Source organism: Stenotrophomonas sp. Steno-Z10-HUANG (assembly GCF_056393075.1).
The window spans coordinates 76498-102976 of sequence record NZ_JBWJPA010000003.1; the positions used below are offsets into that span (position 1 = coordinate 76498).

The 26479-nt window shown below is 71.5% G+C and carries 27 protein-coding genes and 1 tRNA gene; 9 read left to right on the top strand and 19 right to left on the bottom strand.

Features of this window, described 5'->3' with window-relative positions; all coding sequences use genetic code 11:
• Nucleotides 1-2 precede the first annotated feature (2 nt).
• A complete protein-coding gene (locus AC06E6_RS05430) occupies nucleotides 3-683 on the bottom strand; it encodes a single stranded DNA-binding domain-containing protein (RefSeq protein ID WP_409475462.1) in 681 nt (226 codons plus the stop codon).
• 83 nt (nucleotides 684-766) lie between these two features.
• Between AC06E6_RS05430 and AC06E6_RS05435 the strand changes: the two genes are divergently transcribed.
• Nucleotides 767-1231, top strand: coding sequence for a YciI family protein (locus AC06E6_RS05435; protein WP_240212033.1), 465 nt, complete (start codon nucleotides 767-769; stop codon nucleotides 1229-1231).
• 9 nt (nucleotides 1232-1240) lie between these two features.
• Here AC06E6_RS05435 and AC06E6_RS05440 read toward each other — a convergent pair whose 3' ends face one another.
• The 11 genes from AC06E6_RS05440 to hisS form a co-directional block, all read right to left on the bottom strand.
• A complete protein-coding gene (locus tag AC06E6_RS05440; protein ID WP_478060539.1) occupies nucleotides 1241-2767 on the bottom strand; it encodes a calcineurin-like phosphoesterase C-terminal domain-containing protein in 1527 nt (508 codons plus the stop codon).
• Between the two features lie 104 nt (nucleotides 2768-2871).
• Entirely contained in the window at nucleotides 2872-3507 is a 636-nt protein-coding gene (hisIE, locus tag AC06E6_RS05445) for a bifunctional phosphoribosyl-AMP cyclohydrolase/phosphoribosyl-ATP diphosphatase HisIE (protein WP_312347446.1), read from the bottom strand.
• Nucleotides 3497-4273 (bottom strand): imidazole glycerol phosphate synthase subunit HisF, encoded by a 777-nt coding sequence (hisF, locus tag AC06E6_RS05450; RefSeq protein WP_312347443.1) that lies wholly within the window; start codon nucleotides 4271-4273, stop codon nucleotides 3497-3499. Before hisF ends, hisIE begins: the two co-directional genes overlap by 11 nt.
• The gene (gene hisA / locus AC06E6_RS05455; RefSeq protein WP_312347440.1) at nucleotides 4267-5001 is read right to left on the bottom strand and encodes a 1-(5-phosphoribosyl)-5-[(5-phosphoribosylamino)methylideneamino]imidazole-4-carboxamide isomerase; all 735 of its coding nucleotides are present in this window, start codon (nucleotides 4999-5001) and stop codon (nucleotides 4267-4269) included. The genes hisF and hisA overlap by 7 nt, the downstream gene beginning before the upstream one ends.
• Entirely contained in the window at nucleotides 4998-5600 is a 603-nt protein-coding gene (gene hisH / locus AC06E6_RS05460) for an imidazole glycerol phosphate synthase subunit HisH (protein WP_478060541.1), read from the bottom strand. Before hisH ends, hisA begins: the two co-directional genes overlap by 4 nt.
• The gene (gene hisB / locus AC06E6_RS05465) at nucleotides 5597-6670 is read right to left on the bottom strand and encodes a bifunctional histidinol-phosphatase/imidazoleglycerol-phosphate dehydratase HisB (protein ID WP_313248536.1); all 1074 of its coding nucleotides are present in this window, start codon (nucleotides 6668-6670) and stop codon (nucleotides 5597-5599) included. Before hisB ends, hisH begins: the two co-directional genes overlap by 4 nt.
• Nucleotides 6667-7749 carry a histidinol-phosphate transaminase gene (hisC, locus tag AC06E6_RS05470; RefSeq protein ID WP_478060542.1) on the bottom strand — a complete coding sequence of 361 codons (1083 nt, stop codon included), beginning with the start codon at nucleotides 7747-7749 and terminating at the stop codon, nucleotides 6667-6669. Before hisC ends, hisB begins: the two co-directional genes overlap by 4 nt.
• Nucleotides 7746-9041, bottom strand: a complete 1296-nt coding sequence (gene hisD, locus AC06E6_RS05475; RefSeq protein WP_478060543.1) for a histidinol dehydrogenase — start codon at nucleotides 9039-9041, stop codon at nucleotides 7746-7748. Before hisD ends, hisC begins: the two co-directional genes overlap by 4 nt.
• The gene (gene hisG / locus AC06E6_RS05480; protein ID WP_104938942.1) at nucleotides 9038-9949 is read right to left on the bottom strand and encodes an ATP phosphoribosyltransferase; all 912 of its coding nucleotides are present in this window, start codon (nucleotides 9947-9949) and stop codon (nucleotides 9038-9040) included. Before hisG ends, hisD begins: the two co-directional genes overlap by 4 nt.
• A 10-nt stretch (nucleotides 9950-9959) precedes the next feature.
• Nucleotides 9960-10286, bottom strand: coding sequence for a YerC/YecD family TrpR-related protein (locus AC06E6_RS05485; protein ID WP_056932785.1), 327 nt, complete (start codon nucleotides 10284-10286; stop codon nucleotides 9960-9962).
• 123 nt (nucleotides 10287-10409) lie between these two features.
• Entirely contained in the window at nucleotides 10410-11816 is a 1407-nt protein-coding gene (hisS, locus tag AC06E6_RS05490) for a histidine--tRNA ligase (RefSeq protein ID WP_478060544.1), read from the bottom strand.
• A 109-nt stretch (nucleotides 11817-11925) separates the two neighbouring features.
• On the opposite strand from hisS, the gene AC06E6_RS05495 reads away from it, so the two are divergent.
• Complete coding sequence (locus tag AC06E6_RS05495) at nucleotides 11926-12684, top strand: Crp/Fnr family transcriptional regulator (protein ID WP_161613729.1); 759 nt, start codon at nucleotides 11926-11928, stop codon at nucleotides 12682-12684.
• Between the two features lie 89 nt (nucleotides 12685-12773).
• Nucleotides 12774-13217, top strand: a complete 444-nt coding sequence (locus tag AC06E6_RS05500) for a hypothetical protein (RefSeq protein ID WP_478060546.1) — start codon at nucleotides 12774-12776, stop codon at nucleotides 13215-13217.
• Between the two features lie 135 nt (nucleotides 13218-13352).
• Here AC06E6_RS05500 and thrC read toward each other — a convergent pair whose 3' ends face one another.
• From thrC to AC06E6_RS05535, 7 genes are all read right to left on the bottom strand, one after another.
• Nucleotides 13353-14651 (bottom strand): threonine synthase, encoded by a 1299-nt coding sequence (gene thrC, locus AC06E6_RS05505; RefSeq protein ID WP_313231021.1) that lies wholly within the window; start codon nucleotides 14649-14651, stop codon nucleotides 13353-13355.
• A gap of 46 nt (nucleotides 14652-14697) precedes the next feature.
• Nucleotides 14698-15633: a homoserine kinase gene (locus AC06E6_RS05510; RefSeq protein ID WP_478060549.1), complete on the bottom strand. Its 936-nt coding sequence runs from the start codon at nucleotides 15631-15633 to the stop codon at nucleotides 14698-14700.
• Nucleotides 15634-15644: 11 nt separating this feature from the next.
• Nucleotides 15645-18155 (bottom strand): bifunctional aspartate kinase/homoserine dehydrogenase I, encoded by a 2511-nt coding sequence (gene thrA / locus AC06E6_RS05515; RefSeq protein ID WP_478060550.1) that lies wholly within the window; start codon nucleotides 18153-18155, stop codon nucleotides 15645-15647.
• Between the two features lie 88 nt (nucleotides 18156-18243).
• Nucleotides 18244-18375: a hypothetical protein gene (locus tag AC06E6_RS05520; protein ID WP_275692472.1), complete on the bottom strand. Its 132-nt coding sequence runs from the start codon at nucleotides 18373-18375 to the stop codon at nucleotides 18244-18246.
• Between the two features lie 293 nt (nucleotides 18376-18668).
• A complete protein-coding gene (locus AC06E6_RS05525; RefSeq protein ID WP_478060552.1) occupies nucleotides 18669-19601 on the bottom strand; it encodes a DMT family transporter in 933 nt (310 codons plus the stop codon).
• An 83-nt stretch (nucleotides 19602-19684) separates the two neighbouring features.
• Nucleotides 19685-20302 (bottom strand): helix-turn-helix transcriptional regulator, encoded by a 618-nt coding sequence (locus tag AC06E6_RS05530; RefSeq protein ID WP_478060715.1) that lies wholly within the window; start codon nucleotides 20300-20302, stop codon nucleotides 19685-19687.
• Nucleotides 20303-20439: 137 nt separating this feature from the next.
• Nucleotides 20440-20516 (bottom strand) — tRNA-Arg (locus tag AC06E6_RS05535).
• Between the two features lie 151 nt (nucleotides 20517-20667).
• Between AC06E6_RS05535 and amaB the strand changes: the two genes are divergently transcribed.
• The 6 genes from amaB to AC06E6_RS05565 all read left to right on the top strand — a co-directional run bounded on the left by amaB (nucleotide 20668) and on the right by AC06E6_RS05565 (nucleotide 26458).
• On the top strand, nucleotides 20668-22200 hold the full coding sequence (gene amaB, locus AC06E6_RS05540) for an L-piperidine-6-carboxylate dehydrogenase (RefSeq protein WP_104938949.1): 1533 nt from the start codon (nucleotides 20668-20670) through the stop codon (nucleotides 22198-22200).
• 198 nt (nucleotides 22201-22398) lie between these two features.
• A complete protein-coding gene (locus tag AC06E6_RS05545; protein WP_104938950.1) occupies nucleotides 22399-22686 on the top strand; it encodes a DUF4190 domain-containing protein in 288 nt (95 codons plus the stop codon).
• Nucleotides 22687-22693: 7 nt separating this feature from the next.
• Nucleotides 22694-23464, top strand: a complete 771-nt coding sequence (locus tag AC06E6_RS05550) for a class I SAM-dependent methyltransferase (RefSeq protein ID WP_478060555.1) — start codon at nucleotides 22694-22696, stop codon at nucleotides 23462-23464.
• 5 nt (nucleotides 23465-23469) lie between these two features.
• On the top strand, nucleotides 23470-24525 hold the full coding sequence (locus AC06E6_RS05555; protein WP_104938952.1) for a quinone-dependent dihydroorotate dehydrogenase: 1056 nt from the start codon (nucleotides 23470-23472) through the stop codon (nucleotides 24523-24525).
• Entirely contained in the window at nucleotides 24522-25562 is a 1041-nt protein-coding gene (gene murB / locus AC06E6_RS05560; RefSeq protein ID WP_478060557.1) for a UDP-N-acetylmuramate dehydrogenase, read from the top strand. The genes AC06E6_RS05555 and murB overlap by 4 nt, the downstream gene beginning before the upstream one ends.
• Before the next feature lie 32 nt (nucleotides 25563-25594).
• Nucleotides 25595-26458: a DMT family transporter gene (locus AC06E6_RS05565; protein ID WP_275692492.1), complete on the top strand. Its 864-nt coding sequence runs from the start codon at nucleotides 25595-25597 to the stop codon at nucleotides 26456-26458.
• Nucleotides 26459-26479: the final 21 nt, after the last annotated feature.

A 26479-nucleotide genomic window follows, 5' to 3' on the forward strand; every position in this document is an offset into this window, starting at 1 on the left:
GATCAGTGCGGCTGCGCCGGGCCCGGCGCCTGTAGGCGCATGCCCTCCACCGCTTCCTCTTGCGCCCGCGCGGGGGCTACGGCTTCCGGCGCGATGGCGCGCGCGCGATCGCGCGGCTCCAGCAGGGTGATGGCGTGGGCCAGGACGGCGGTCATGCTGCCGGCGGGGTCGCCACGCGCCACGCGGTGGCCGCTGCTGCGCGGCTGCTCGGCGGCGGTTTGCAGGGGCAGCTCCGCCACCGTGCCGCGCACCGTGACGCGGTCGCCGGTGCGCACCAGCGAACCGAGCCGCAGCGTGTATTCGGCTTCCGCCGGCAGGTTGATGCTGGTGTCGTAGCCCTGGTCCATCACGAACAGCGCGTCGGAGGTCGTCGGATCGCCGTCGCCTTCGTCCTGCACGAACCAGCCCACCACCCGGCCGCGGTTGCCCTCGCCCAGCGTCTCGCCCATGGCCTGGGCGACGTCGTCGCCGTCGCCCATCAGGCTGCGCACGACCACGGCCTCGATGACCACATCCTGCCCGGAAAGCGGGCTGGCGGGCCCTCCCCCCTGCACCCGGCCGATCAGCACGCGGTCGGCATCCATCGGTTCGGCCGTTCCCTGCGCGCCTTCCAGCGCGGGCAGGCGGCAGGCACCGAGCGCCAGGACAAGCAGGACGGGCGCGAGGGTACGGAGCGTGGGCATGCAAGGGATCGCCGTTCGGGGGAGCCGCAGTGTAGCGGCCGCCCTGCGCTACGATGCCGGCACATGCTCCCGGGGAAAACGCCATGACCGTCCTGCGCGCCGGCCTGCTCGCCGCCCTGCTTCTGTCCGCCCTGCCGATGGCCGCGCACGCGGTGGAGCCGCCGGCGTACGACGCGGCGCTGGCAGCCCGATTCGGCGCCGACGAGCGCGGCATGCGCGCCTACGTGCTGGTCATCCTCAAGACCGGGCCGAAACGCATGCCGGCCGGACCGGAGCGCGATGCGATGTTCCGTGGCCACTTCGCCAACATGCAGCGGCTGTCCGACGAGGGCAAGCTGGTGCTGGCCGGCCCGCTGGACGGCGTGGACGGCTGGCGCGGACTGTTCGTCTTCGCCGTGGCCGACATCGAGGAAGCGCGCCGGCTCGCCGCGACCGACCCGGTGCTGGTCAACGGCGAGATGGTGGCCGAATACCACGCCTATTACGGCAGCGCCGCGTTGATCGGCCTGCCCGACGTACACAGGCGGCTGCAGCGCCCGCAGCCCTGAGCCCCGCGCTCAGGGGCTCGCATCCTGCAGATGGTAGGTCGTGCGGCTGCGGTACTCGCGGCCGTTGAGCGTGGTGCGTACCTCGACCGTGTGTTCGCCCACCTCCAGCCGGGTCGGCAACGCCGCGCGCCACAGGTGCGTGGACGGCGTGGCTTCGGGCGAGCGGTCATAGCCGCGCAGGCTGTCGGACTGGTCGTCGGCCACGTTCTCGGCCAGCAGCCGTGGGTCGGGCTGCTCGACGCGTTTCATCGGCTGCCAGTCACCAGCGTCGACGCGGAATTCCACCGGCAGGCCGTCATGGCCCATGTAGACGTTGGCGTACACGCCCCACGCCGGATACGCGCCGCGGCGCAGCACCTTGGGCGCATGCAGCGCGATCTGCTCGTCCTCGGGCGCGCGCGCGACCCGGTACTCCACGCTGTAGCGGCCCTGCGGCTGCACGTTGAGCAGACCGTAGCCATTGGGCGTGCCATCGGACATGGTGGTGTCGGGGATGCCCTGCGCGTCCTTCACTCCCGACCAGAACGCACCGCAGGCGGCGCCCACGTTGTACTCGTGCAGCGGGCGCGTACCCTTCCAGCCCTGCGCCGCGCTCCAGAACACCTGGCGCTGGTTGTGGGTGTGGCCGCTGAGCACCAGCGGGTGCGGCACCTGCTCCAGCAACGCGAACAGGCGCGCGCGGTCCGCGGCGCGGAACGCGTGGTCGAACAGCGGAATATGCAGCCCCAGCACCACCAGCCGGTCCTTGGGCACGGTCGGCAGGTAGCGCTCGAGGAAAGCGAACTGGTCCTCGCGCAGGCCGCCGACATATGCCGGCTTCTGCCCCGGCTGGGCGACCACGTCGTCCAGGCCGATGAACACCATCGACGGCTCTTCCCAGGCATGGGTATCCGGGCCGAGCTGGCGGTGGAAGCTGTCCAGCGACGCGGCATCGCTGCGCGCGCCCAGGTCCATGTCGTGGTTGCCCGGCACGTGCAGCCACGGCACCCCGAGCGACGTAACCGCCTTGACCAGCAACGGGTACAGCGCCGGATCGTCGTTGCTGATGTCGCCCAGGGTCATGCCCAGCCGCGCTGAGTGACGGCCGCGCAGCGGCGCGACGATGTCGCGCTCGAAGTAGTCCACGTCCAGCGCGCTGGAAGTCTGGCTGTCGGCCATCACCAGCGCCTGGAAGCTGGCCGGCGCATCCGGCTGCGGCACCAGCGCGAACGGCCGGCACTGCCCGCCTTCGGTCTCGCCCGCGCGCGGGCGCCAGATGTCCGGCAGCCCGTCGGCGCGCGCCGCGGCGCGGCGGCCGGCAGGTTTGATGACGAACACCGTGGGCTGCGCCGAATCCGGCAGGCGGTAGCGGCCGTCGCGGGCGGTGAGCGCGATGTGCTCGCCGTCGGAAACACGGATGCCCGGCAGCGGCTGTTCGCCGGGGTCGCGCACGCCATTGCCGTTGGCATCGTCGAACACCGCCCCCTCCACGCAGGACGCGGCCGCGGTCAGCGGCGCACAGGCCAGCAGCAGGCCGGCGAACAGGTAATGGCGCATGCAAGCCTCGTCAGGCGAACGGACAGGCCGGCATTATCGCGCCGTCATGCGCCGCGCGCATGGCGGCAGGCCGCCCGGGCGCTCCGCCGCGGCGGCCGCATCACTCAGCGCGCCGCCTTCTCCGCCGCCTTGGCGTGGCGCTGCGCCAGCACCGCCACCGCATCGTCCAGCGACAGCCCACGCGCGCGCAGCAGCACGATCAGGTGGAACAGCAGGTCGGCCGACTCGCCCAACAGCTCGTCGTCGTGCTGGACCACCCCGGCAAGCGCCGTCTCCACGCCTTCCTCGCCCACCTTCTGCGCGATGTGGCGGGTGCCCTTCTCGAACAGCTTGGTGGTATAGCTGTTGAGCGGGCGGTCGTGTTCGCGCTGCCGCACCAGCGCGTCCAGCGCGCCCAGGAACTGCCCCGGCGCATCGCCGAAGCAACTGCTGCTGCCGGTGTGGCAGGTGGGCCCGTGCGGGTGCGCCGTGACCAGCAGGGTATCGCCGTCGCAGTCGGTACGGATGGTCACCAGTTCCAGGTGGTGGCCCGAGGTCTCGCCCTTGGTCCACAGGCGCTGCCTGCTGCGGCTGAAAAAGGTGACCTTGCCGTCGCGCAGGGTCCGGTCCAGCGCGGCGCGGTCCATGTAGCCGAGCATCAGTACGCGCAGTGTGGCCGCGTCCTGCACGATGACCGGCAGCAGCCCGCCGACCTTGTCCCAGTCCAGCGCGGCCGGGTCGAACGGTTTCTCAATAGACATCGCGCACCTCGATCTGTTGTTCGCGCAGGAAGCGCTTGAGTTCCGGGATGCCGATGGCGCCGGAGTGGAACACGCTGGCGGCCAGGGCGCCATCGACGTCGGCCTGCTCGAACACGTCGGCGAAATGGCGCGGTGTCCCGGCGCCGCCGGAGGCGATCAACGGCACGCTGCACAGGGCGCGGGCCTGGCGCAGCTGGGCGATGTCGTAGCCCTTGCGCACACCGTCGCTGTCCATGCAGTTGAGTACGATCTCGCCGGCACCGCGCTGCTGCGCCTCGCGCAGCCAGTCCAGGGTCAGCCGCGCCTCGTCGCGGGTCCGCGCCGGGTCGCCGGTGTACGAGCGCACGCGCCACTGCCCATCGGCTTCGCGGATGGAATCGATGCCGACCACCACGCACTGCTGGCCGAACGCCCCGGCCAGTTCGCCGATCAGCGCCGGCCGCTCCAGCGCCGGGGTATTGATCGATATCTTGTCGGCACCGGCGTTGAGGATGCCGCGCGCGGTTTCCACGTCGCGGATGCCGCCGGCCACGCAGAACGGAATGTCGATCAGGCGCGCGACGCGCTCGATCCAGGCGCGGTCCACCGAGCGTCCCTCGGGGCTGGCGGAGATGTCGTAGAACACCAGTTCATCGGCGCCCTGGTCGCGGTAGCGCAGCGCCAGCTCGGCGATGTCGCCCATGTCGACGTGGTCGCGGAAACGCACGCCCTTGACCACCCGGCCATCGCGCACGTCCAGGCAGGGAATGATGCGGCGGCTCAGCATGCCAGCGCCTCCTGCAGCCGCATCCGGCCCTCGAGCAGCGCCTTGCCCAGCACCGCGCCGGCACAGCCGGCGGCGCGGACGGCGGCGACGTCATCGACATCGCGCACGCCGCCGGATGCCTGCACCGCCACCCCGGGCAACAACCGCGACAGGTGGGCGTACAACGCGAGGTTGGGGCCGGACAGCATGCCGTCGCGGGCGATGTCGGTGCACAGCAGGTGCCGCATGCCGGCCTGCGCATAGCGCACGGCCAGTTCGTCCAGGGTCACGTCGGCGGTCTCGGTCCAGCCATGCACCGGCAGGCGCCAGACGCCGTCATCGCCCTGCCGCGTGTCCAGCGCGATCGTCAGCCGCTCGGCGCCGAATTCCTGCAGCCAGGCCAGTACCCGCGCCGGCTCGCGTACCGCCAGCGAGCCGATCACCACGCGGCTGGCGCCCGCGTCGAGAATCCGCGCCACGTCGTCACGGTCGCGCACGCCACCGCCGGTCTGCACGTGCAAAGCGGTGCTCGTGGCGATGCGTGACAGCAGTGGTGCCAGGGTGTAGCCACCGGCGCGGGCGGCATCCAGGTCGACCAGGTGCATCCATTGCGCGCCGGCGGCGGCGAAGGCCTGCGCGCGCGGCAACGGGTCGTCGCCATAGGTCGTCTGCTGCGCGTAGTCGCCCTGCAGCAGGCGCACCACCTGGCCGTCGCGGATGTCGAGTGCGGGATAGACGGTAAAGCTCATGGAAAATCGGTCTCGATGAAATTGCGCAGGATGCGCGCGCCCGGCCCGGCCGAACGCTCGGGATGGAACTGCGCGCCGCACAGGCGGCCGCGCTGCACCACCGCGGTGAACAGGCCACCGTGGTGGCACGCGGCCACGGTATCGGAGGTGACCGGTGCGGCGTAGCTGTGCACGAAATAGGCGCTGGCGCCGGGTGCCACGCCGTCCAGCAGCGGCGACTCGCGCAGCGCAAGCAGCTTGTTCCAGCCCATGTGCGGTACCCGCACGCCCACCGCCGGGTGCAGGCGCCGCACCACCCCGGGCAACAGCCCCAGGCAGTCCACCCCGCCCTCCTCGGACCCCTCGAACAGCAGCTGCATGCCCAGGCAGATGCCCAGCAGCGGCACCTGCAGGTCGCGCAGCGGCTGCACCAGCCCCTGCGCGTGCAGCCGGCGCATGCCCTCGGCCGCGGCACCGACGCCCGGCAGGATCACCCGCGAGGTGCCTGCAAGGTCGGAAGGCTCGCGCACCATGCGCACCGCCATGCCCAGCCGTTCCAGCGCATAACGCACCGAGCCGAGGTTGGCGCCGCCGGCGTCGATCAGCCCGACCGTGCTCACAACGCCCCCTTGGTCGAGGGCAGCTCGGTGCCTTCGCGGCGGATCGCCTGGCGCAGCGCGCGCGCCAGCGCCTTGAAGCAGGCTTCGACCTTGTGGTGGTCGTTGTCGCCTTCGACCTTGAGGTTGAGGTTCAGGCCGGCCGCATCGCACAGCGAGCGGAAGAAATGCGGCACTAGTTCGGTGGGCATGTCGCCCACCCGTTCGCGCCTGAACGCGCCGTCGAACACGAAGTACGGGCGGCCGCTGAAATCCAGCGCGGCGCTGGCCAGGGTTTCGTCCATCGGCAGGGTGAAGCCGTAACGGCCGATGCCACGCTTGTCGCCCAGCGCCTCGCGCAGCGCCTGGCCCAGGGCCAGGCCGGTGTCCTCGATGGTGTGGTGCTCATCGATATGCAGGTCGCCGCGTGCCTGCACCTCCAGCGCGAAGCCGCCGTGGCGACCGATCTGGTCGAGCATGTGGTCGAAGAACGGCAGGCCGGTGTCGATCTTCGACGCCGCCACCCTGTCCAGATCGACGGCCACGCGGATCCGGGTTTCCTTGGTGTCGCGCTGCACGACGGCGCGGCGCGGCGCATCGGCCAGTTCGTGGGCGATGCCGTCCCAGTCCCAGTCGCCGCCGAACTGCGGGGTGCGCAGCTGGAAACCCCGGATCTTCATGTTGTCCGCGAACTGGATGTCGGTGGGCCGGTCGCCGACCATCGCCGAGCGCGCCCAGTCGATCGAGCGGTCCTGCAGGTACGGCAGCATCATGCCGATGCCCGGCTTGCGGTTGGGGCTGTTGTCGGCCGGCCAGCTCGGGTCCACCAGCACGTCGCGGAATACGATGCCCTGGCTGGCGAAGATCTGCAGCATCAGGTCGTTGGGGCCGTCGAAGCTGGCCTGCGGGTAGCTGTCGCTGCCCAACCCGTCCTGGTTGGAGACGATCACGAACTGGTAGCCGGCATCGCGCAGGCGCAGCATCGCCGGGATCACGTTCCTGACGAAACGGATCTTCTCGTAGGCGTCGATCTGGAAATCGGCCGGCTCCTCGATCAGGGTGCCGTCGCGGTCGACGAACAGGATGGGGGTCATGGTGCGGACTCCAGCGTGGCGAGCACGCCCAGCACGCGCGCGTTCTGTTCAGGGGTACCCAGGGTGATGCGCAGCGCGTCGTGCAGCTGCGGCGCGCCACGCTGGTCGCGCACCACCACCCCGGCGACCAGCAACCGCTGGAACGCGGCTTCGGCATCGACCAGCCGCACCAGCAGGAAATTGGCGTCGGACGGGTACACCCGGCGCACGCCGGGCAGGCGTGCCAGCGCGGCGCCCAGGCGCTCGCGCTCGGCGCGTACCACGGCGATGCGTTCGCGCGTGCGCGCCAGCGCCGCGTCGGACAGCCCATCCAAGGCCAGCGCCGTGCACGGCGCCGGTATCGGATAGGGCGCTTGGCAGCGGCGCAGCACCGCGATCAGGCTGGCGTCGGCGATCACGCAGCCGATCCGTGTCGCCGCCAGCGCATGCGCCTTGGACAGCGTGCGCAGCACGGCGATGTTGTCGTGGCGCGGCAGCAGGCTCACCACCGAGGCTTCGTCGGCGAACTCGGCATAGGCCTCGTCCACCACCACCAGCGCCTGCCCGCGCAGCGCCACGGCCACCTGTTCGACCTGCGCCAGCGCGATGCTCCGCCCGCCCGGGTTGGACGGCGAACACAGGAACACCAGGCGTGCGTTGCCCTGTTTGGCGGTAGCGATGATGGCCTCGATGTCCGCCACCAGCCCGGCCTCGTCGTCGCGCAGCGGTACCTCCAGCGCCGGCGCGTTCTGCAGCCGCGCACTGACCGCGTACATGCCGAACACCGGTGGCGTGTACAGCACGCCATCGCGGCCGGGCACGCACAGCGCCCGCACCAGCAGGTCGATGGCCTCGTCGCTGCCGCGCCCGACCAGCAACTGCTCGGAGGTACAGCCATAGAGCGTGGCCAGGCGCTCGCGCAGCGCCTGCGGCTGCGGCTCCGGATAACGCCGGCACAGCCCACCGGCATCGCCGGGGTTGGGCCACGCCGATTCGTTGGCATTGAGCCAGATCTCGCCCTCCAGCCGGGTGCTGCGCGCGGACGCATACCCGGCGAAGCCGCGCAGGTCCTCGCGCACCAGGTCAAGCACGCCACTCATGGCGCCACCTCCAGCCGCAGCGCGACCGCGTTGGCGTGCGCGTCCAGCCCTTCGGCGCGGGCCATGACCAGCGCACACGGGCCGATGCCGGCAATGCCCTGCGCGCTGGCGGCCTGCACGCTGATCTGGTTCTGGAAGCTGGCCACGCTGACCCCGCTGTAGGCGCGCGCGGCGCCGGCGGTGGGCAGCACGTGGTTGGTACCCGAGCAGTAGTCGCCCAGCGCTTCGGGCGTGTAGTCGCCCAGGAACACCGAACCGGCCGCCTCCACCCGCTCCAGCCAGTCGCGCGGCTGGCGCAGCGCCAGGATCAGGTGCTCGGGCGCGTAGCGGTTGGAAATGGAGAACGCCTGTTCGATCGATGCGACCTGCAGCAGCAGCGAGGCCGCCAGCGCCTGGCGGGCGATGGCCTCGCGCGGCAGCCGCGCCACCTGCCGTTCCACTTCCCCGCGCACCGCGGCGATCAGCGCGGCGTCGTCACTGAGCAGCAGCACCTGCGAATCGGGGCCGTGTTCGGCCTGCGACAGCAGGTCGGCGGCGACGAACGCCGGGTTGGCGCCGGCATCGGCGATCACCAGCACTTCCGAAGGCCCCGCCGGCATGTCGATGGCGGCGGCGCCAGCCTGCGCCACCTGCTGCTTGGCCTCGGTGACGTAGGCGTTGCCGGGGCCGAACAGCTTGTCGCAGGACGGCACGGTCGCGGTACCCCAGGCCATCGCCGCGATCGCCTGCGCGCCGCCGATCTTGTAGACCCGGTGCACGCCGGTCAGGCGCGCGGCCACCAGCACGGCCGGGTCGGCGGAGCCATCCCGGCGCGGCGGCGTGCACAGCACCACCTCGCGGCAGCCGGCCAGTTTCGCCGGCACCCCCAGCATCAGCGCGGTCGATGGCAACGGCGCGCTGCCGGCCGGCACGTACAGGCCGACGCGGGCGATCGGCCGGATGACCTTGCCGCAGACCACGCCCGGTGCGGTTTCCACCGAGTACGGCTGGGCCAGGCCGGCGCGGTGGTAGGTGTCGATGCGCGTGGCCGCCTGCTGCATGGCGATGCGCAATTCCGCCGGCACCGCCAGCTCGGCGGCGGCGAACTCGGCCTCGCTCACCTCGAAGCGCTCCAGCGTCACCCCGTCCAGGCGCGCGGTGATGTCGCGCAGCGCGGCATCGCCGCGCTCGCGGACCTGCTCGATCAAGGCCGCGACGGCGGCGCGGGTCCGGGTGGCCACGGCCTGCGCCGGCCGGGTCAGCGCGCGCGCCTGGGCGTCGGCATCCAGTGCATTCCAGTCGAGGATGTTCATGCCAGCGACTTCTCCACCGCCAGCACCATCAGCCCCTGCGCACCGGCGCGCTCCAGCTCCTCCAGCCGCTGCCAGCTCAGCGCGCCGTTGCACATGGTCTGCAGGCGCACCGCGCCGCCATCGCCGGGCAGCCGCAGCAGCGGTTCGGCATCAGGCAGCAGCCGCGCCAGCGCGTCCACGCGCTCCTCGGCCGCCGAGAACATCAGCAGTTTGCGGTCCTGCACCCTGCTCAGGCCGTCCAGGCGGCGCAGCAGCATCGCCATCAGCCCGGCGCGGGCGTCGTCCAGCTCACGCACCGGGCCGGCCAGCACCGCCTCGCTGTCCAGCAGCGTCTCCACCGGCTTGAGCTGGTTGGCCGCGAGCGTGGCGCCGCTGGACACCAGGTCGCAGATCAGGTCGGCGGTGCCCAGCCTGGGCGCGATCTCCACCGAGCCGGACAGCTCCACCACCTGTGCGTCCACGCCCTTGTCCCGCAACCAGGCGGCCAGGATGGCCGGGTAACTGGTGGCGATGCGCTTGCCGGACAACTGCGCCACGCCCTGCCACTCCCAGTCCTCGGGCACGGCGATCATCAACCGGCACTGGCCGAAGCCCAGGCCGCGCAATGGCTGGTAGGCATCGGCCAGGCCCAGCTGGCGGCGCGCCTTGGCCTGCTCGTCCAGTTCATTCAGGCCGACCACGCCCAGGTCGCAGACGCCATCGGCGATCAGCCCGGGGATATCGTCGTCGCGCACCAGCAGCAGGTCCACCGGCAGCGATTCGCCAAAGCAGAACAGCTTGTCGCGGCTCTGCCGCCAGCTCAGCCCGCAGGCGGCCAGCAGGCTGCGTGCCGGGTCGGCCAGGCGCCCGCTCTTCTGGATGGCGATGCGCAGCCGGTCGCGGGCCGGCGCGGAGGAGGAAGCACTCATGGGTCTTGTCTCAGTTGGATTCGGCTTTGCGCGCGGACAGGCGCTCGATGGCGACGGCATACCCGCCCGCGCCATGCTCGAGCGAGCGCGCGACCCGGCCGATGGTGGTCACGCTCACCCCGGTCAGGTCGTAGATCTCGCGATACGGCACGCCCTTGCGCAGCAACGGCACCACCCGCCAGCGGTCGGCCATCGCCTCCAGCTCGGCTGGCGTGCACAGGTCGCGCAGGAACGCCTGCACGTCCTGCGGCCGCTCCAATGCGGCAAACGCGCGCGCCAGCGCCCTGAGGGAAGCGTCGGAAGCCTTTTCGCGGTCGGGGTCGGGGCGCGGTTTCATACGTACCAATGTAATAGCGTGCTAGTACATTAGTCCAAGACGGGGCGCCGGGTCAAACGTCGGCGCCCCCCGGAAAGCAGAAGGCCCCGCGATGCGGGGCCTTCGGTTCAGCTTGCGCGGCGCTCAGCGCGCCATCGCCCGGGTCTGCTCCAGCTCCACCTGCAGGGTGGACGCCAGCTCGTCGCGGGCGACTTCGAACTGCTGTTCGCGCAACAAATCCTTGACCGCGACCACGCCGCGCGCCAGCTCGTCGTCGCCGGCCAGCACCACGAAGCGGATGCCGGCCTTGGCCGCGTACTGGAACTGCTTGCCGATCTTCTTCGGCTCCATCTGCACTTCGGTATTGATGCCGCCGGCGCGCAGGCGGCGGGCGATGTCCAGCGACTGCGGCATCGCCGCCTCGTCCATCAGCGCCACCATGGCCTGCACGCTGCTCTCGGCGATGCCTTCGATCAAACCGGCCTCGCGCAGCTGCCAGAACAGCCGGGTCAGGCCGATGGAAATGCCCACGCCCGGCAGCCGGCTCTTGGTGTAGTGGCTGGCCAGGTCCTCGTAGCGGCCGCCCGAGCAGATCGAGCCGATCTGCGGGTGCTCCAGCAGCGTGGTCTCGTAGACGGTACCGGTGTAGTAATCCAGCCCGCGGGCGATGGAGAAATTCAGGCAGTAGGCGTCCTCCGGCACGCCCAGCGCCCGCACCAGTTCCAGCACCTCGCGCAGCTCGGCGGCGCCGCTGCGCAGCGATTCGCTGGCGGCGGCACCGGCCTCGGCCAGCACCGCGTGGATCCGGGCCAACGCGTCGGCATGCGACTGCGAGCGCACCTCGACGAAGGCGAGGATGCGTTCCACCGCGGCCGTCGGCAGGCCGAAATCCGGGCCGACCAGGGTGTCGCGCACGTAATCGGCGCCACGCTTGTCGAGCTTGTCGACCTCGCGCAGCACCAGTGCCTGCTGCTGCGGGTCGGACACGCCCTGGGCCTCGAAGAAGCCACGCATCAGCTTGCGGTTGTTCAGCTGTACCGCGAAGCGGCCGATGCGCAGCTCGGAGAACACCGCATGGATCACCGCCAGCACCTCGGCGTCGTAGCGGATGCTCAGCGCGTCCTTGCCGATCACGTCCACGTCGCACTGGTAGAACTCGCGGAACCGGCCGCGCTGGGCGCGCTCGCCGCGATAGACCCGCTGCATCTGGTAGCGGCGGAACGGGAAGGTCAACTCGTGCTCATGCTCGGCCACGTAGCGCGCCAGCGGCACGGTCAGGTCGAAGCGCAGCGCCATCTCCGGCAGGCCCTTGTCGGCCGACCCGGCGGCGTTGGCCAGGGCCCCGGTGGACTGCACGAAATAGACCTGGCGCTCGGTCTCGCCGCCGGACTTGGTCAGCAGCACGTCGGACAGCTCGAACACCGGGGTCTCCACCGGCAGGAACCCGAAGCGCTCGTAGTTGCGGCGGATGACGTCCAGCATGCGCTGGAACGCAATCTGCTCGCGCGGCAGCAATTCCATGATGCCGGGCGGGGTACGGGGCTTGATCACGGGCGAAACTCCTGCAAACAGTGGGGGTGAGCGGACGCCAATTCTAGCGCCACGCCGCCCGCGCCGACCGCATGAAGTATCATGCGCCCACCTCCCCCGCTGCGACGCCATGACCCGGTCCGTCCCCGGTTCCGAGCCAAACTCCGTACCGCCCCCCGTTTCCGATGGAAGCGGCGCGCGCGAGTGCCTGCACTGCTCGGTGCGGCACCTGTCGGTGTGCTCGGCACTGTCCTGCGACGAGGTGCGGGCACTGGAGCAGATCACCACCTCCATGCCGGTGCCGATGGGGGCCACCCTGGCCCGCAGTGGCGAGCCGCGCGCGCATGTGTTCACGGTGACCGAGGGCGCGCTGCGGCTGGTGCGCACGCTGGCCGATGGCCGCCGCCAGGTCAACGGCTTCGTGCTTCCCGGCGACTACGTCGGCCTGAGCGGCAGCGACCACCACCGCTACGACATCGAGGCCATCGCCGACAGCCGGGTATGCCGGGTGCCGACCACGCAGATGCGCGACCTGCGCCAGCGCTACCCGCACCTGGAGCGCAAGCTGCTGCAACGCGCCTGCCAGGAACTGGATGCCGCGCAGGACAATGCCTTGGCGCTGGCGCGGCTGCAGCCGCCGGAACGGCTGGCCGACTTCCTGCTGCGGCTGGCCGCGCGCGAGGCCGCGCTGGGCCAGGTCGGCAACCGCGTGGCGCTGCCGATGGGCCGCGGCGACATCGCCGACCACCTGGGCCTGACCATGGAAACGGTCAGCCGCACCTTCACCAAGCTGCGCCAGCAGGGGCTGATCGCCCTGCCGCAGCTGAACGTGGTCGAGATCCTCGATTTCACCGGCCTGCAGACGCTGGCCAACGACGACCTGGGCTGAGCCCGGACGGCGTTTGACGTCCCCCGCCCCGGCCCTGCAAGCTGGGCGCGACCGCCGCGCCACCGCCGGCGGCTGACCCGGGAGGCCTCATGTCGCGCCCTATCGCCACACTGCTCTCGATCGCCATCGGCATTGGTTTCATGCTGCTGGTCCTCAACGCCTGGCCGGCCATCGCCGCCCATAACACGCTCCCCACCCGGCTGGCACAGGCCGGGCTGTCCGGCAACGCGTGGTACGCCGCATTGACCGTGCAGGACTTCGTGCTCAACGTACTGCTCGCGCTGCCCGCGGCGTGGCTGCTGCGGCGACTGGGCCGCGAGCGGCCGCGCTTTCATTCCGCGCTGGCGACGCTGACGTTCGCCACCGCATTCACGGCGGCGGCCGGGCTGCCGGTGTTCGCGGCCGGGGGCTTCGTCATCGCCGGCTGGCTGCTGATGCTGGCTGCGCTGCCGGTGGCGACCTGGCTGCTGGGCCTGTCGGGGCGCAACCGGCACCGTCCGGCCGGCCGCCTGCCGCGTCCGCGCGCCGCCTGAGGCCACGGGCCAGCCTGGCGCCATTTTCGCCACGCCGGGGCCAACGCCCGCCGCCGCTGGCGCGGCGGGCACTTGTCCACAGGCTTTCCTCGCCACGCTCCACATCCGCTGTGGACAACGCGGCGACCGCACGCATCAGCGCAGCAGCGCGTCGCGCAGCGCGGCGTACTCCGGCGCACAGGGCTCGGCCTGGGCCGGGCGCCGCAGCAGTTCGGCCAGCGCCGGCGGCACCGGCACCTCGCGGCCGATCAGCGGCTCGACCACGGCCTCGAACTTGGCCGGATGCGCCGTCGCCACCACCGCCCAGTGCTCGTGCGCGGCAGCCTCGCCGCTGGCGCGCAGCTGCTCGAGCACCCGCACCGCGGTGGCGGTGTGCGGGCACAGCACCTCGCCATGCCGCTGGTGGCGCGTGGCGATGGTGTCGGCGATGGCGTCGTCATCGACCGCGCGCGCGACGAACTGGGCGCGCAGCACGTTGTCGTCGCCGGCATGCAGCCAGCGCAGCCGCTCGAAGTTGCTGGGCGCGCCGACATCCATGGCGTTGGCCAGCGTGGCCACGCTGGTACGGGCCTGGTAAGCGGCCCCGGCGAAGTAGTCCGGCAGCACGCGGTTGGCGTTGGTGGCCAGCACGATGCGGCCCAACGGCACGCCCAGCGCACGCGCCATGACCGCGGCCATGGCGTTGCCGAGGTTGCCGGTGGGGACGACGACGTTCAGCAGCGTGTCCTGTGCGGCCTGGTGGGCCAGCGCCGCGTGGGCGTAGTACGCCATCTGCGGCAGCAGGCGGCCGAGGCTGATGCTGTTGGCCGAGCTCAATGGCACCCGCGCCTGCAGCTCCGCGTCGTTCAACGCCTGCTTGACCATGGCCTGGCAATCGTCGAACGCGCCGGCCACGCGCAGCGCGCGGATGTTGCCGCCCAGGCAGCCCAACTGGTGCGCCTGGCGCGGCGACACCCGTCCGTCCGGGTACAGCACCACCACCTCCAGCCCGGGCTGCCCATGGAACGCGGCGGCGACGGCCGCGCCGGTGTCGCCGGAGGTCGCGACCACGACGGTCAACGGGCGCTCGTGGCCGGCCCGCAGCCGCGCCAGGCTGGCGGCCAGGAAGCGCGCGCCGAAGTCCTTGAACGCGGCCGTGGGCCCGTGGAACAGCTCGAGCACGTGATCGTTGCGGGTGGCCAGGCGGCGCAATGGCGCGGGGAAATCGAAGGCCTCGGCGCAGATCCGCGGCAGCTCCGCTTCCAGCACATCGCCGGCGAAGAACGGCTGCAGCAGCGTCGATGCGGTATCGGCCAGCGAAGCGCCCGCCTGCAGGGAGCGCGCCGCCGGCATCTGCTGCGGCACGTAAAGCCCGCCATCGGGCGCCAGGCCGGCGGCAATGGCCTGGCTGAGCGTGGCGGCGGGCGCGTTGTTGCGGGTGGAGATGAAGTGCATGGGAAAAGGTTTCCATGAAGGCGCCCCCACGCGGGAGGGCGGGAGTTCAAAGCAGGCGCGCGCCGGGGCTGTGCAGCGGCGTCACCCAACTCTGGCTGTCGAAGCCGGCAGCGGCGAAAGCGGCCTGCACCGCCGGTGCGGCCGCCTGCGCGGCATCGGCGCTCTCGAACCACGCGAATACGCTGGGGCCGGCGCCGGAGATGCTGGCGCCCATGGCGCCGGCCGCCAGTGCCGCCTGCTGGGCGGCGCCGAAGCCGGCGATCAGCGGGGCACGGCGCGGCTCCACCAGCACGTCGCGCAGGCCGGCGCGTACCAGCCCGGCGTCGCCGGCATGGCAACCGGCGAGCACCAGCGCCAGGTTGGTGCTCTGCGCGACGAATTCGCCGAGCGCATAGCTTCCCTGCAGCGCCGCGCGCGCGCGCCGGGTTTCCAGCTGCGCGTCCGGATGCACCAGCAGGCTGTGCCAGTGCGCCGGCACCGGCACCGGCACCAGCCGCTCCAGGGTGGACAGCACCAGTCCGCCGAGGAACATCGGCCCGAGGTTGTCGCCATGGCGGCTGCCACTGGCCACGGCCTCGCCGTCGAGCGCATGCAGGTACAGCTGGTCCCGGCCCAGCGGCGCATCCAGCAGCGCATTGGCCGCGACCAGCGCGGCCACGCACGAGGCCGCCGAGCCGCCCATGCCGGAACTGAGCGGGATGCCCTTGTCGATCTCGATCTCGAACCCGAACGGCAGCGCCAGTACCTGCCGCAGCGCGATCAGCGCCGCGCCGGCGGTGTTGGCCGCCGCCTGTCTGGGCAGGTCCACGGCGGTGCCGCGGATCGCCGCGATGCGGACCTCCGGGGCGTCGATGCGGCGCACCGTCACCGTGTCGCCGACACCGGCCACGGCATAGCCGAGCAGGTCGAACCCGACCGCCACGTTCGCCACCGAGGCCGGGGCGAAGGCGCGCGCCTCGTCCCGGCCGGCGGCGGACTGCATTGCCTGCCTGCTCACAGTCGCGCCCCCTCCCCCGCAGCCACCCGCAGCACGTCGGCGAACACCCCGGCGGCCGTCACTTCCGGGCCAGCGCCCGGCCCCTGCACCACCAGCGGATTGTCGCAGTAGCGGCGGGTGCGGAACTGCACCACGTTGTCGGTCAGGCGCAGATTGGCGAAGGCATGATCGCCGGGCAGCTCGACCAGGCCGACCGTGGGCCGCTGCCCGGGCTCGAAACGCGCGACATAGCGCAGCACATTGCCGCGCCCGCGGGCGTCGGCCAGGCGCTGGTCGAAGCCGGCATCGACCTCGTGCAGGCGCGCCATGAAGGCTTCCACGCCGCCCTGCTGCAGGTCCGCGGGCACCAGGCCCTCCACCACCACGTCCTCCAGGCTGAGCGCATGCCCGGCCTCGCGCGCCAGGATCACCAGCTTGCGCGCCACGTCCACCCCGGACAGGTCGTCGCGCGGGTCCGGCTCGGTGTAGCCCATCGCCCGCGCCTGCGCGACCAGTTGCGAGAACGGCACGCTGCCGTCGTATTTATTGAACAGCCAGGCCAGGGTGCCGGAGAAGATGCCGGCGATCGCCGTCACCTCGTCGCCGGTATCGACCAGGTCGCGCAGGGTGGTGATGACCGGCAACCCGGCCCCCACGGTCGCCTCGTAACGGAAACGCGCGCCGGTGGCGGTGGCCGCCTCGCGGATCGCCTGGTAGCGCGCCAGCGGGCCGGAACCGGCCTGCTTGTTGGGCGTGACCACGTGGATGCCGGCGGCCAGCCAGCCGGCATAGCGGTCGGCCACGTCCGCGCTGCCGCTGCAGTCGATGACCAGGGTGTGCGGCAGGCGCGCGGACAGCAGGTGCTCGGTGAAGCGGTCCAGGTCGGCCGGCTCGGCGCCGGCCTCGAACGCGGCCTTCCAGTCGCCCTGCACGCCGCGTGCGTCCAGCAGCATGCGGTTGCGCGACAGCACCGCGCGCAGGCGCAGGTCCAGCTTCGCCCGCGCCAGCAACTGCGGCTGCGCCAGGTGCAGCTGCTCCAGCAGCGCGGCGCCGACGTTGCCCGGGCCGATCACCCCGACCGAGAAGGTCTGCGGCGACAGCCAGAACCCTGCATGCGCGGCGCGCAGCGCCTTGGTCGCGTCGCCGGCATCGATGGCCACGGAGATATTGCGCTCCGACGAGCCCTGGGCGATGGCCAGGATATTGACCTGCGCCCGTCCCAGCGCCTCGAACAGGCGCGCGGCCACGCCCGGCTGGCCGGCCATGCCGTCGCCCACCGCGGCCAGCACGCTCACGCCCTCGGTCAGCTGCACCCGCTGCACCTGGCCGGCGGCCAGTTCGTGCGAGAACGCCTGCACCAGCGCATCGCGGGCGCGCGCCGCCTCGGCCTGGCGTACCACGCAGCAGATCGAATGCTCGGACGAGCCCTGCGAGATCATCACCACCGACACATGCGCGTTGCGCAGGGCCGCGAACACGCGCTCGGCGGTGCCCGGCACGCCGATCAGGCCGGTGCCCTCGACGTTCAGCACCGCCAGTTCGGGGCTGAGCGTCAGCCCCTTGATCGGTCCCCTGCCGGCGCTGACCGCGGTGATGCGGGTACCCGGATGCTCGGGGTGGAAAGTGTTGCGGATGATGATCGGCAGGCCGCGTTCGATCGCCGGGGACATGGTCTGCGGGTGCACCACCTTGGCGCCGAAATAGGCCAGCTCGCAGGCCTCGTCGTAGCTCAGCGCCTCCAGCTGCACGGCCTCAGGCACCACCCGCGGGTCGGCCGACAGGACACCGTCCACGTCGGTCCAGATGTGCAGCTCGTCGGCGGCGAACAGCGCGGCGAAGATCGCCCCGGAAAAATCGCTGCCGTTGCGGCCGAGCGTGGTGATGTTGCCCCGGCGGTCGCGGGCGACGAAGCCGGTGACCACCAGCCGCCGCGCCGGGTGCGCGTCGCGCCACAGCGCCAGCTTGGCGGCACTGGCCTTCCAGTCCACGTCGACCCCGAGCTCGCCGTGGTCGACCACCAGCACCTCGCGCGCGTCCAGCACGTCGGCGTCTTCGCCCAGCGCCTGCAGGTGATGGCCGAGCAGGTGCGCCGAGAACACCTCGCCCAGGCCCTGCACGCGGTCCAGCACTTCCCGGGGCAGCTCCCCGATCACCGCCAACGCGGCCAGGATCTCGCGCAGGCGGTTGAAGCGCGCATCCAGCCACTCGATGGTCGGCCCGGCGTTCTCGGCCAGCAGCGACACCGCCGCGGCACGGTGGCGGGCGCGCAGCTCATGCCAGCGCTCGTCCCAGCCGGCGTCGGCGGCCGCTGCCGACCGCGCCAGGTCGATCAGTGCGTCGGTCACTCCCTTCATCGCCGACACCACGGCGACCTGCAGGTCCTCGTCGCGCGCCAGCAGCAGCCGCGCGACATGGCGGTAGCGGTCGGCGTCGGCCACCGAGGTGCCGCCGAATTTATGGACCACGCTGCGGGCGACGGCGTCCGTGGCGGGAGCGGGAGCGGGGAGCGGAGCGGCAACTGGCGACATCGGATGGACCTCGGCTGGAGGCCCCGACACGCATCAGGATGGGAGCCCCCGCATCCTGATCCGGGTGCGGGGCCGTGGTTTTCGGAAATTACGCGAAGACGACGGGCCGCACCGGGCGAGTGGTGACGGTAATGGTGGTGGTGGTGATGGACAGGCCGCCGCGATCGCCCGGCAGCGCGCCTGCGGGCGGCGGGTCGATGGCAACGAAGGGCGACGGCATGTGCATGCGACCAAGAGGACACCAGCGATGAATGCGCTGTCAAGTGCTGCGATGCAAAACATCACTTGCAAGGATCGTCGGCGAACACGCATGCATCGGTTGCAAATGTCATCAACGCCGATCATCGGCCATCAGGCCTGCAAGCACCGGCAAAAGCCGGGCCCGGACACCGGAGTGGCCGCAGCGGCCCTGCCCTGCGACGGGTGCACCGCTGCGCCCGGGTGGCGCCCCCGCCGGCACGGCGCCCGCCGGATCTGCGCGGAACGCGCGCCTGCGCCCGGGTCGTGGCGCCGTCAGTGCGGTGCCAGCGCCTCGGCCGCGGGCCGGTGCGCGGCCGCGGCCAGCACCACGCCGGCCAGGAGGCAGCCGGCCGCCAGCAGCTCCAGCGGCAACGGCCAGCGCTGCTGCCAGAGAAAGCCGTAAAGCAGGCCGAACAGCGTCTCGAACACGATCATCTGCCCGCCCAGGCTGAGCGGCAGCGCACGACTGGCGCGGTTCCAGCAGGCATTGCCGAGGATCGAGGCCAGCACCGCCACCGCCGCGGCGACCAGCCAGAACAGGCCCCACTCGGCGGCCGGACGGCCCTGCCCGCCCCCGGCGAATGCCAGCGGCGCCACCAGCAGGGCCAACGCGCCGGTGGCCACCCCGGTCAACAACGACCAGTCATGCCCGGACACCTCCGGGCAGCGTGCCAGCCAGCGCGCATTGCCGACCGAATACACCGTCCACGACAGCAGCGCGCCCACCGCGCACAGCAGGCCGACCAGGCGCCGCCCGGTACTGGCATGCACGTGCGAGGACGCCATCGCCGCCCAGCCCATCAGCACCACCCCGGCCACGCACAGCGCCAGCGCCGGGGCCAGCTTCGACAGCGGCACCGCGCCCGGTTCGCGCACGGCGGTAACCGCCACCAGCACCGGCACCATGCCCACGATCAGCGATGCCGCCGCGCCACCGCTCCACTGCACCGAAACCGACAGCAGCACGTAATACAGCAGGTTGCCCAGCAGGCTGAGCCAGGCCAGCGCGGTCCATTCGGTACGCCCGATGCGCGAACGCAGGGCCGGCCAGCGCGGCACCAGCAACAGCAGCGCCAGGGCGCCGTAGACCAGGTAGCGGGCGGCCGCGAGCTGCAGCGGCGCGAACCCGGACAGCACCGCCGGGGCCAGGAACACCACGCCCCACAGCGCCCCGGAAGCCACGCCGTTGGCGATCCCGACACTCATCGAACGATTCACGCCTGCCGCACCCTTGCCCTGGAGAACGGCGCGCAGTGTAGGCACCGCGGCGGGCGGCGTCTTGACCCGGACTACTGCCGGGCCCGCCATTGCCGTGGCGTGCACCCGCTCTCGCGACGCAGCGCACGGGTGAACGCACTGTGCTCCGAGTAACCGGCACACTGGGCGATGTCGCTGACGCTGGCGTCGCTGCACAGCAGTTGCCGCCTGGCCCAGCGCAGCCGCGCGGCGCTGACCCAGGCCAGTGGCGGCAGCCCGAACTCGCGCACGAACAGCGCGTGCAGGCGACTGCAACCGACCCCGGCCAGGGCCGCCATGCGCGCCACCGACCAGTCCAGCCCCGGCGCGGCCACCACCGCGCCGCACACGCCCTGCAGCCGCGCGCCACTGCCGGCCGGGGCGAAATGCCGCAGCAGGTGCGGCAGCGGGTCGCCCAGGGCGCGGCTGCCAGGCAACCCCTGCAGGCGCTGGCGCATGGCCGCCGGCAGCGCCAGCCAGGGGCGGCGGTACAGGTGTTCGAGCGTGTCGTCGTCGAGCACCCCGGGCGCACAATCGACGACCAGGCAGCAGTTGTCGCCGAGCACGTCCAGGTCGTGGGCCTGCCCGGGCGCGACGAAGGCGCCCAGCAAACGGTCCAGGTGACCACCGGCGCCACCTACTTCAAACGGCAGCTCGCCGCGCACCGGCAACACCCACTGCGCATGGTCGTGGCATTCCAGCCCGGTGGGCCGGAGGTAGCGACGCAGGTGGGGGGGTGCTGGCGCTGGCGGACATGCGGGCGGTCTGCGCAGGGAGCGCCGCGGGCATCGCGCGGCAGGCGGATCAATGGCGGCCCCGACACGATTCGAACGTGCGACCTGTCCCTTAGGAGGGGACCGCTCTATCCAGCTGAGCTACGGGGCCTGCGGACGCGTATTGTGGCATGCCGCCCCCGCATCCGGCATCCACCCGGGCCAAGAAGCGTGCGCGGCTCTGCTAAAATCGCCGTTCTGCACGCCGCACCCCACCGTTGCCAGCGGCTGCGCCCCCCAACGCAAAGCAATCAGGAGATTTCATGTCCTTCGAAATGCTCAAGGCGCTCGGCCTCGAGGCTTCCAACGCTGGCACCTACCTGGGCAATGGCCAGTGGTCAGCGGCCACCGGCGCGGGCGTGCTCTCGCCGCGCAACCCGACCACCGGTGAAGTCATCGCCCAGGTGCAGGCCACCACCGAAGCCGATTACGAGACCGTGATCGCCCGCGCGCAGGAAGCCTTCAAGGCGTGGCGCACCACCCCGGCCCCGCGCCGTGGCGAGGCCGTGCGCCTGTGCGGCGAGGCACTGCGCAGGCACAAGGACGCGCTGGGTTCGCTGGTCGCCCTGGAAATGGGCAAGTCTAAGCCGGAGGGCGACGGCGAAGTGCAGGAGATGATCGACATCGCCGACTTCGCGCTGGGCCAGAGCCGCATGCTGTACGGCTACACCATGCACTCCGAGCGCCCGGGCCACCGCATGTACGAGCAGTACCACCCGCTGGGCCTGGTCGGCATCATCTCGGCGTTCAATTTCCCGGTCGCGGTGTGGGCCTGGAACGCGTTCCTGGCCGCGATCTGCGGCGACGTCTGCATCTGGAAGCCGTCCAACAAGACCCCGCTGACCGCCATCGCCACGATGAGGATCTGCAACGAGGCGCTCAAGGAAGGCGGCTTCCCGGACATCTTCTTCCTGATCAACGATGCCGGCACCGCGCTGTCGGAGAAGCTGGTGGACGACAAGCGCGTGCCGCTGATCTCCTTCACCGGTTCCACCCAGATCGGGCGCATCGTCAACGAGCGCGTCGCCCATCGCCTGGGCCGCTGCCTGCTGGAACTGGGCGGCAACAACGCCATCATCCTGGACGAGACCGCCGACCTGAAGCTGGCCGTGCCGGGCATCGTGTTCGGCGCCGTCGGCACCGCCGGCCAGCGCTGCACCACCACCCGCCGCCTGATCGTGCACGAATCGATCTACGACAACGTGCTGGCCACCCTGGTCAAGGCGTACAAGCAGGTGGAAGGCAAGATCGGCGACCCGACCGACCCGGCCAACCTGATGGGCCCGCTGAACAGCCCCGAGGCCGTGCAGCAGTTCCTGGCCTCGATCGAGAAGGCCAAGGCCGCCGGCGGCACCGTGGAGACCGGCGGCACCGCCATCGACCGCCCGGGCAACTTCGTGCTGCCGGCGATCGTCACCGGCCTGAAGAACAGCGACCAGATCGTCCAGCACGAGACCTTCGCGCCGATCCTGTACGTGATGAAGTACACGACCCTGGACGAAGCCATCGACATGCAGAACGGCGTGCCGCAGGGCCTGTCCTCGTCGATCTTCACCACCAACCTGAAGTCGGCCGAGAAGTTCCTGTCCGCGGCCGGTAGCGACTGCGGCATCGCCAACGTCAACATCGGCACCTCCGGCGCCGAGATCGGTGGCGCGTTCGGTGGCGAGAAGGAAACCGGTGGTGGCCGCGAGTCCGGTTCGGACGCGTGGAAGGTCTACATGCGCCGCCAGACCAACACCATCAACTACTCCGACTCGCTGCCGCTGGCCCAGGGCATCAAGTTCGACCTGTGATGGCGTCGGCCTTCGGCTGCTGACGACGGCGCCGCGGCGGCATGGCCGCGGCGCCTGGTACTGCCGGTAGCCGAACCAGGCTAGTGCCGCGCCGGATCGGGGCGGCAGACGGCAGCACAAAGGCAACGGCGGGCCACCCGCAGCCGCCTCCCTCTCCCACCGGGAGAGCGACCCCACCCCCAGCAACGGAGTCCAACCATGAGCATTCCCGCACCACGACAGACCAGCAGCTATGCCGTGATCGCCCTGGTCGCCGGCATCCTCGGCTGGACCCTGCTGCCGCTCCTGGGCAGCCTCGGCGGCATCATCTTCGGCCACATGGCGCGCGGCGAGATCCGCCGCAGCAACGGCCAGCTCGACGGTGACGGCCTGGCCATCACCGGGCTGGTGCTGGGCTGGGCGTCGGTGGCGCTGTGGGTGATCGCCATCCTCGCCTTCATCCTGTTCTTCGGCGGTCTGGCCTGGCTGGCCACGCTGAACGCCTGAGGCAGGCGTGCAGCCGAACGATCCAACCGCGCGTTTCAGCAGCCGGGTGGCCGACTACGTCTGCTACCGCCCCGGCTACCCGCCGGCGCTGCTGGACTGGTTGCATCGCGACATCGGCGTCCCGGCCACCACGCCGGTCGCCGACATCGGTGCCGGCACCGGCATCTGCACCCGCCTGCTGCTCGACGCCGGCCACCCGGTAGTCGCGGTCGAACCCAATGCCGCGATGCGCGCGGCCGCCGAGCACTGGCTGGCCGCCGATCATCCGCAGCTGACCTTCGTGGCCGGCACCGCCGAAGCAACCACGCTGGCCGACGCCAGCGTCGGCCTGGTCAGCGCCGCCCAGGCGTTCCACTGGTTCGACACCGACGCGCTGCGGCCGGAATGGCGCCGCATCCTGCGCCCGGGCGGCATGGCGCTGGTGTACTGGAACTCGCGCCTGCTCGACGCCTCTCCCTTCCTGTCCGGTTATGAGCAGTTGCTGCTCGACTACGGTACCGACTACGACGCGGTGGCCGAACGCTACCCGGACGACGACGCCATGCGCGCGTGGTTCGGCCGCGGCCTGCGCGGCCAGCTGCAGCTGCCCAACACGCAGCACCTGGACTTCGACGGCCTGCGCGGCCGCCTGCTGTCCTCCTCCTATGCACCGCAGGCCGGCCATCCACGCCACGAGCCGATGCTGCACGCCCTGCGCGCCCTGTTCGACACCCATGCGGTGGACGGACGGGTCGCCTTCGAATACCGAACCCGTGCCTTCGTCGGCACGCTGGACTGAACCCCATGTATCCGCTCGTACGCCCCTTTCTGTTCGCCTTCGACGCCGAGCGCGCCCATGGCCTGGCGCTGTCCGCGCTGGAGCTGGCGTGGCGCACCGGCACCACGCCGCTGCTCGCGGCGCGGCCGGCGCCGATGCCGACCACGGTGTTCGGCCTGGACTTCCCCAACCCGGTGGGGCTGGCCGCCGGCCTGGACAAGAACGGCGAGCATATCGACGCGCTGTTCGGCCTGGGCTTCGGCTTCGTCGAGATCGGCACCGTCACCCCGCGGCCGCAGGCAGGCAACCCCAAGCCGCGGCTGTTCCGGCTGCCGCAGCACGCGGCCATCATCAACCGCATGGGCTTCAACAATGCCGGCGTCGACGCGCTGGTGCGCAACGTCGAGCGCAGCAGCCAGCGCACCGGGCCGCTGGGCATCAACATCGGCAAGAACAAGGACACCCCCAACGAGGACGCGCTGTCCGACTACCTGGTGTGCCTGGAGAAGGTGTACCCGCTGGCCGACTACGTCACCGTCAACATCTCCTCGCCCAACACCGCCGGCCTGCGCGAGCTGCAGGAAGAGCAGGCGCTGCGACGGCTGGTCGGCGGCCTGCGCGACGCGCAGGAACGTCTGGCGTCCCAGCACGGCCGGCGCGTGCCGATGCTGGTCAAGGTGGCGCCGGACCTGAGCGACCGCGACATCGAAGCCGCCGCCCGGGTGCTGAGCGAGCTGGAGGTGGACGGCGTGATCGCCACCAACACCACCATCGGCCGCGAAGGCGTGGAGCATGACCGGCGCGCGGCCGAGACCGGCGGCCTGTCCGGCGCGCCGCTGCTGGGGCAGTCCACCCTGGTGCTGCGCCGGCTGCGCGCGCGCCTGCCCGAGCGCATCCCGCTGATCGGCGTGGGCGGCATCCAGTCCGGCGCCGACGCGGTGGCCAAGATGTCCGCCGGCGCGACCCTGGTGCAGTGCTACAGCGGCCTGATTTTCCGCGGCCCGGCACTGATCGGCGAGTGCGTCGATGCCATCCGCCGCCGCCGCGAGGCACCTTCCCGAGGCGCCGTCGCCCCGCTATGACAACCGCTGCACCCTGGTCGCTGACCACAGACGCCCCGCTGCGATCCCTCAATACCTTCCATGTCGCTGCCCGCGCGCCACGGCTGCTGCGCGTGCACGATACGGCCGCGCTGCCCGAGGCCCTGGCCGCGGTGGCGCCATCGCCGCTGCTGGTGCTGGGCAGCGGCAGCAATGTGCTGCTCGCCGCCGACCCGCAAGGCACCGTGCTGTGCTTCGACAACCGCGACATCGCGATCCTCGAGCACCGCGCCGACCATGCCGTGGTCCGCGCCGGGGCCGGCGTGGTCTGGCACGAACTGGTGATGTGGTCGCTGGCCGAAGGCCTGTCCGGGCTGGAGAACCTGGCGCTGATTCCCGGCACCGTCGGCGCCGCGCCGATCCAGAACATCGGCGCCTACGGCGCCCAGGTCGGGGAGTTCATCCAGTTGGTCGAGGCCTGGGACACCATGCGGCACGAATGGGTGCAGCTGGACCAGGCGGCCTGCCGCTTCGGTTACCGCGACAGCCTGTTCAAGCACGAGGCCGACCGTTACCTGATCACCGCGGTGCAGTTCCGGCTGCCGCTGCTGCACGAACTGCGCCTGGACTACGCTGGCATCCGCGAAGAACTGCGGGCCATGGCCGTGGAACTGCCGGTGGCCGCCGACGTCGCCAACGCGGTCATCGCCATCCGCCGCCGCAAGCTGCCCGACCCGGACGTGCTCGGCAATGCCGGCAGCTTCTTCAAGAACCCGATCCTGCCGCGCGAGCAGGCCGAACTGCTCTCACACCAGCACCCGGCGCTGCCGGTGTTCCCGGGGGAGGACGAAGGCCACCGCAAGCTGTCGGCGGCGTGGATGATCCAGGCCTGCGGCTGGAAGGGACGGCGCGAGGGCGATGCCGGCGTTTCGCCCGACCACGCACTGGTGCTGGTCAACCATGGCAACGCCAGTGGCGCCGAACTGCTGGCCTTCGCCCGCCGCATCTCCGCTTCGGTACTGGAGACTTTCGGCGTGCCGATCGAGCCCGAACCGCGGCTGGTCGGCGCGCGCTGGTGAACGCCGTCGCGGCCGCTCCCGGCCCTGCCCCGCTGCGCGCGGCGCTGCTGATGTTCGGCAGCGCCATGGCCTTCGGCCTGATGGCCATCGCCATCCGCCTGGCGACGGCCCACGTGCCCACCCAGGAAGTGGCGTTCTTCCGCAACGCCTTCGGCCTGCTCGCGCTGCTGCCGGTGCTGCTGCGCCCTGGCCACGCGCCGCTGCGCACCCGGCAACTGCCGCGCTACCTGCTGCGCAGCGCGATCGGCCTGGCGTCGATGCTGTGCGGCTTCTGGGCACTGGGCCACCTGCCGCTGTCGCAGGCGGTCTCGCTGTCCTATTCGACGCCGTTGTTCGTGACCATCGCCGCGGTACTGTGGCTGGGTGAAACCGTGCGCGTGCGCCGCTGGGCGGCGGTGATCGCCGGCTTCATCGGCGTGCTGGTGATCGTGCGGCCCGGCGCGCATGGCTTCCAGGCCGGCAGCCTGGTCGCGGTGTCGGCGGCCATGCTCAGCGCGCTGGTATCGATCCAGATCAAGCAGCTCACCCGCATCGACGGCCCGGATACGGTGGTGTTCTACACCTATGTGTTCTGGGTGCCGCTGTCGCTGCTGCCGGCGCTGTTCGTGTGGACCTGGCCGACCGGCATCGCCTGGCTGTGGCTGCTCGCCACCGGCATCCTCGGCACCATCGGGCAGTTGCTGTGGACGCGCGCGCTGCGGCTGGGCGAAGTCTCGGCACTGACCCCGATCAGCTTCACCCAGCTGCCGCTGGTGGTGCTGCTGGGCTGGCTGCTGTTCGGCGAAACCCTCGACCACTGGACCCTGCTCGGCGCGGCGATCATCCTCGCCGCCAACGCCTACATCGCCCACCGCGAAGCGGTGCTGGCGCGCCAACGGCGCAAGCTGGCGCCCTGAGCGGCCGCCCCGGAGGCGGCC

Coding starts and splice junctions, on each gene's coding strand:
- AC06E6_RS05430 (WP_409475462.1), bottom strand. CDS start 683: ATGCCCACGCTCCGTACCCTCGCGCCCGTCCTGCTTGTCCTGGCGCTC.
- AC06E6_RS05435 (WP_240212033.1), top strand. CDS start 767: ATGACCGTCCTGCGCGCCGGCCTGCTCGCCGCCCTGCTTCTGTCCGCC.
- AC06E6_RS05440 (WP_478060539.1), bottom strand. CDS start 2,767: ATGCGCCATTACCTGTTCGCCGGCCTGCTGCTGGCCTGTGCGCCGCTG.
- hisIE (WP_312347446.1), bottom strand. CDS start 3,507: ATGTCTATTGAGAAACCGTTCGACCCGGCCGCGCTGGACTGGGACAAG.
- hisF (WP_312347443.1), bottom strand. CDS start 4,273: ATGCTGAGCCGCCGCATCATTCCCTGCCTGGACGTGCGCGATGGCCGG.
- hisA (WP_312347440.1), bottom strand. CDS start 5,001: ATGAGCTTTACCGTCTATCCCGCACTCGACATCCGCGACGGCCAGGTG.
- hisB (WP_313248536.1), bottom strand. CDS start 6,670: ATGACCCCCATCCTGTTCGTCGACCGCGACGGCACCCTGATCGAGGAG.
- hisC (WP_478060542.1), bottom strand. CDS start 7,749: ATGAGTGGCGTGCTTGACCTGGTGCGCGAGGACCTGCGCGGCTTCGCC.
- hisD (WP_478060543.1), bottom strand. CDS start 9,041: ATGAACATCCTCGACTGGAATGCACTGGATGCCGACGCCCAGGCGCGC.
- hisG (WP_104938942.1), bottom strand. CDS start 9,949: ATGAGTGCTTCCTCCTCCGCGCCGGCCCGCGACCGGCTGCGCATCGCC.
- AC06E6_RS05485 (WP_056932785.1), bottom strand. CDS start 10,286: ATGAAACCGCGCCCCGACCCCGACCGCGAAAAGGCTTCCGACGCTTCC.
- AC06E6_RS05495 (WP_161613729.1), top strand. CDS start 11,926: ATGACCCGGTCCGTCCCCGGTTCCGAGCCAAACTCCGTACCGCCCCCC.
- AC06E6_RS05500 (WP_478060546.1), top strand. CDS start 12,774: ATGTCGCGCCCTATCGCCACACTGCTCTCGATCGCCATCGGCATTGGT.
- thrC (WP_313231021.1), bottom strand. CDS start 14,651: ATGCACTTCATCTCCACCCGCAACAACGCGCCCGCCGCCACGCTCAGC.
- AC06E6_RS05510 (WP_478060549.1), bottom strand. CDS start 15,633: ATGCAGTCCGCCGCCGGCCGGGACGAGGCGCGCGCCTTCGCCCCGGCC.
- thrA (WP_478060550.1), bottom strand. CDS start 18,155: ATGTCGCCAGTTGCCGCTCCGCTCCCCGCTCCCGCTCCCGCCACGGAC.
- AC06E6_RS05520 (WP_275692472.1), bottom strand. CDS start 18,375: ATGCCGTCGCCCTTCGTTGCCATCGACCCGCCGCCCGCAGGCGCGCTG.
- AC06E6_RS05525 (WP_478060552.1), bottom strand. CDS start 19,601: ATGAGTGTCGGGATCGCCAACGGCGTGGCTTCCGGGGCGCTGTGGGGC.
- amaB (WP_104938949.1), top strand. CDS start 20,668: ATGTCCTTCGAAATGCTCAAGGCGCTCGGCCTCGAGGCTTCCAACGCT.
- AC06E6_RS05545 (WP_104938950.1), top strand. CDS start 22,399: ATGAGCATTCCCGCACCACGACAGACCAGCAGCTATGCCGTGATCGCC.
- AC06E6_RS05555 (WP_104938952.1), top strand. CDS start 23,470: ATGTATCCGCTCGTACGCCCCTTTCTGTTCGCCTTCGACGCCGAGCGC.
- murB (WP_478060557.1), top strand. CDS start 24,522: ATGACAACCGCTGCACCCTGGTCGCTGACCACAGACGCCCCGCTGCGA.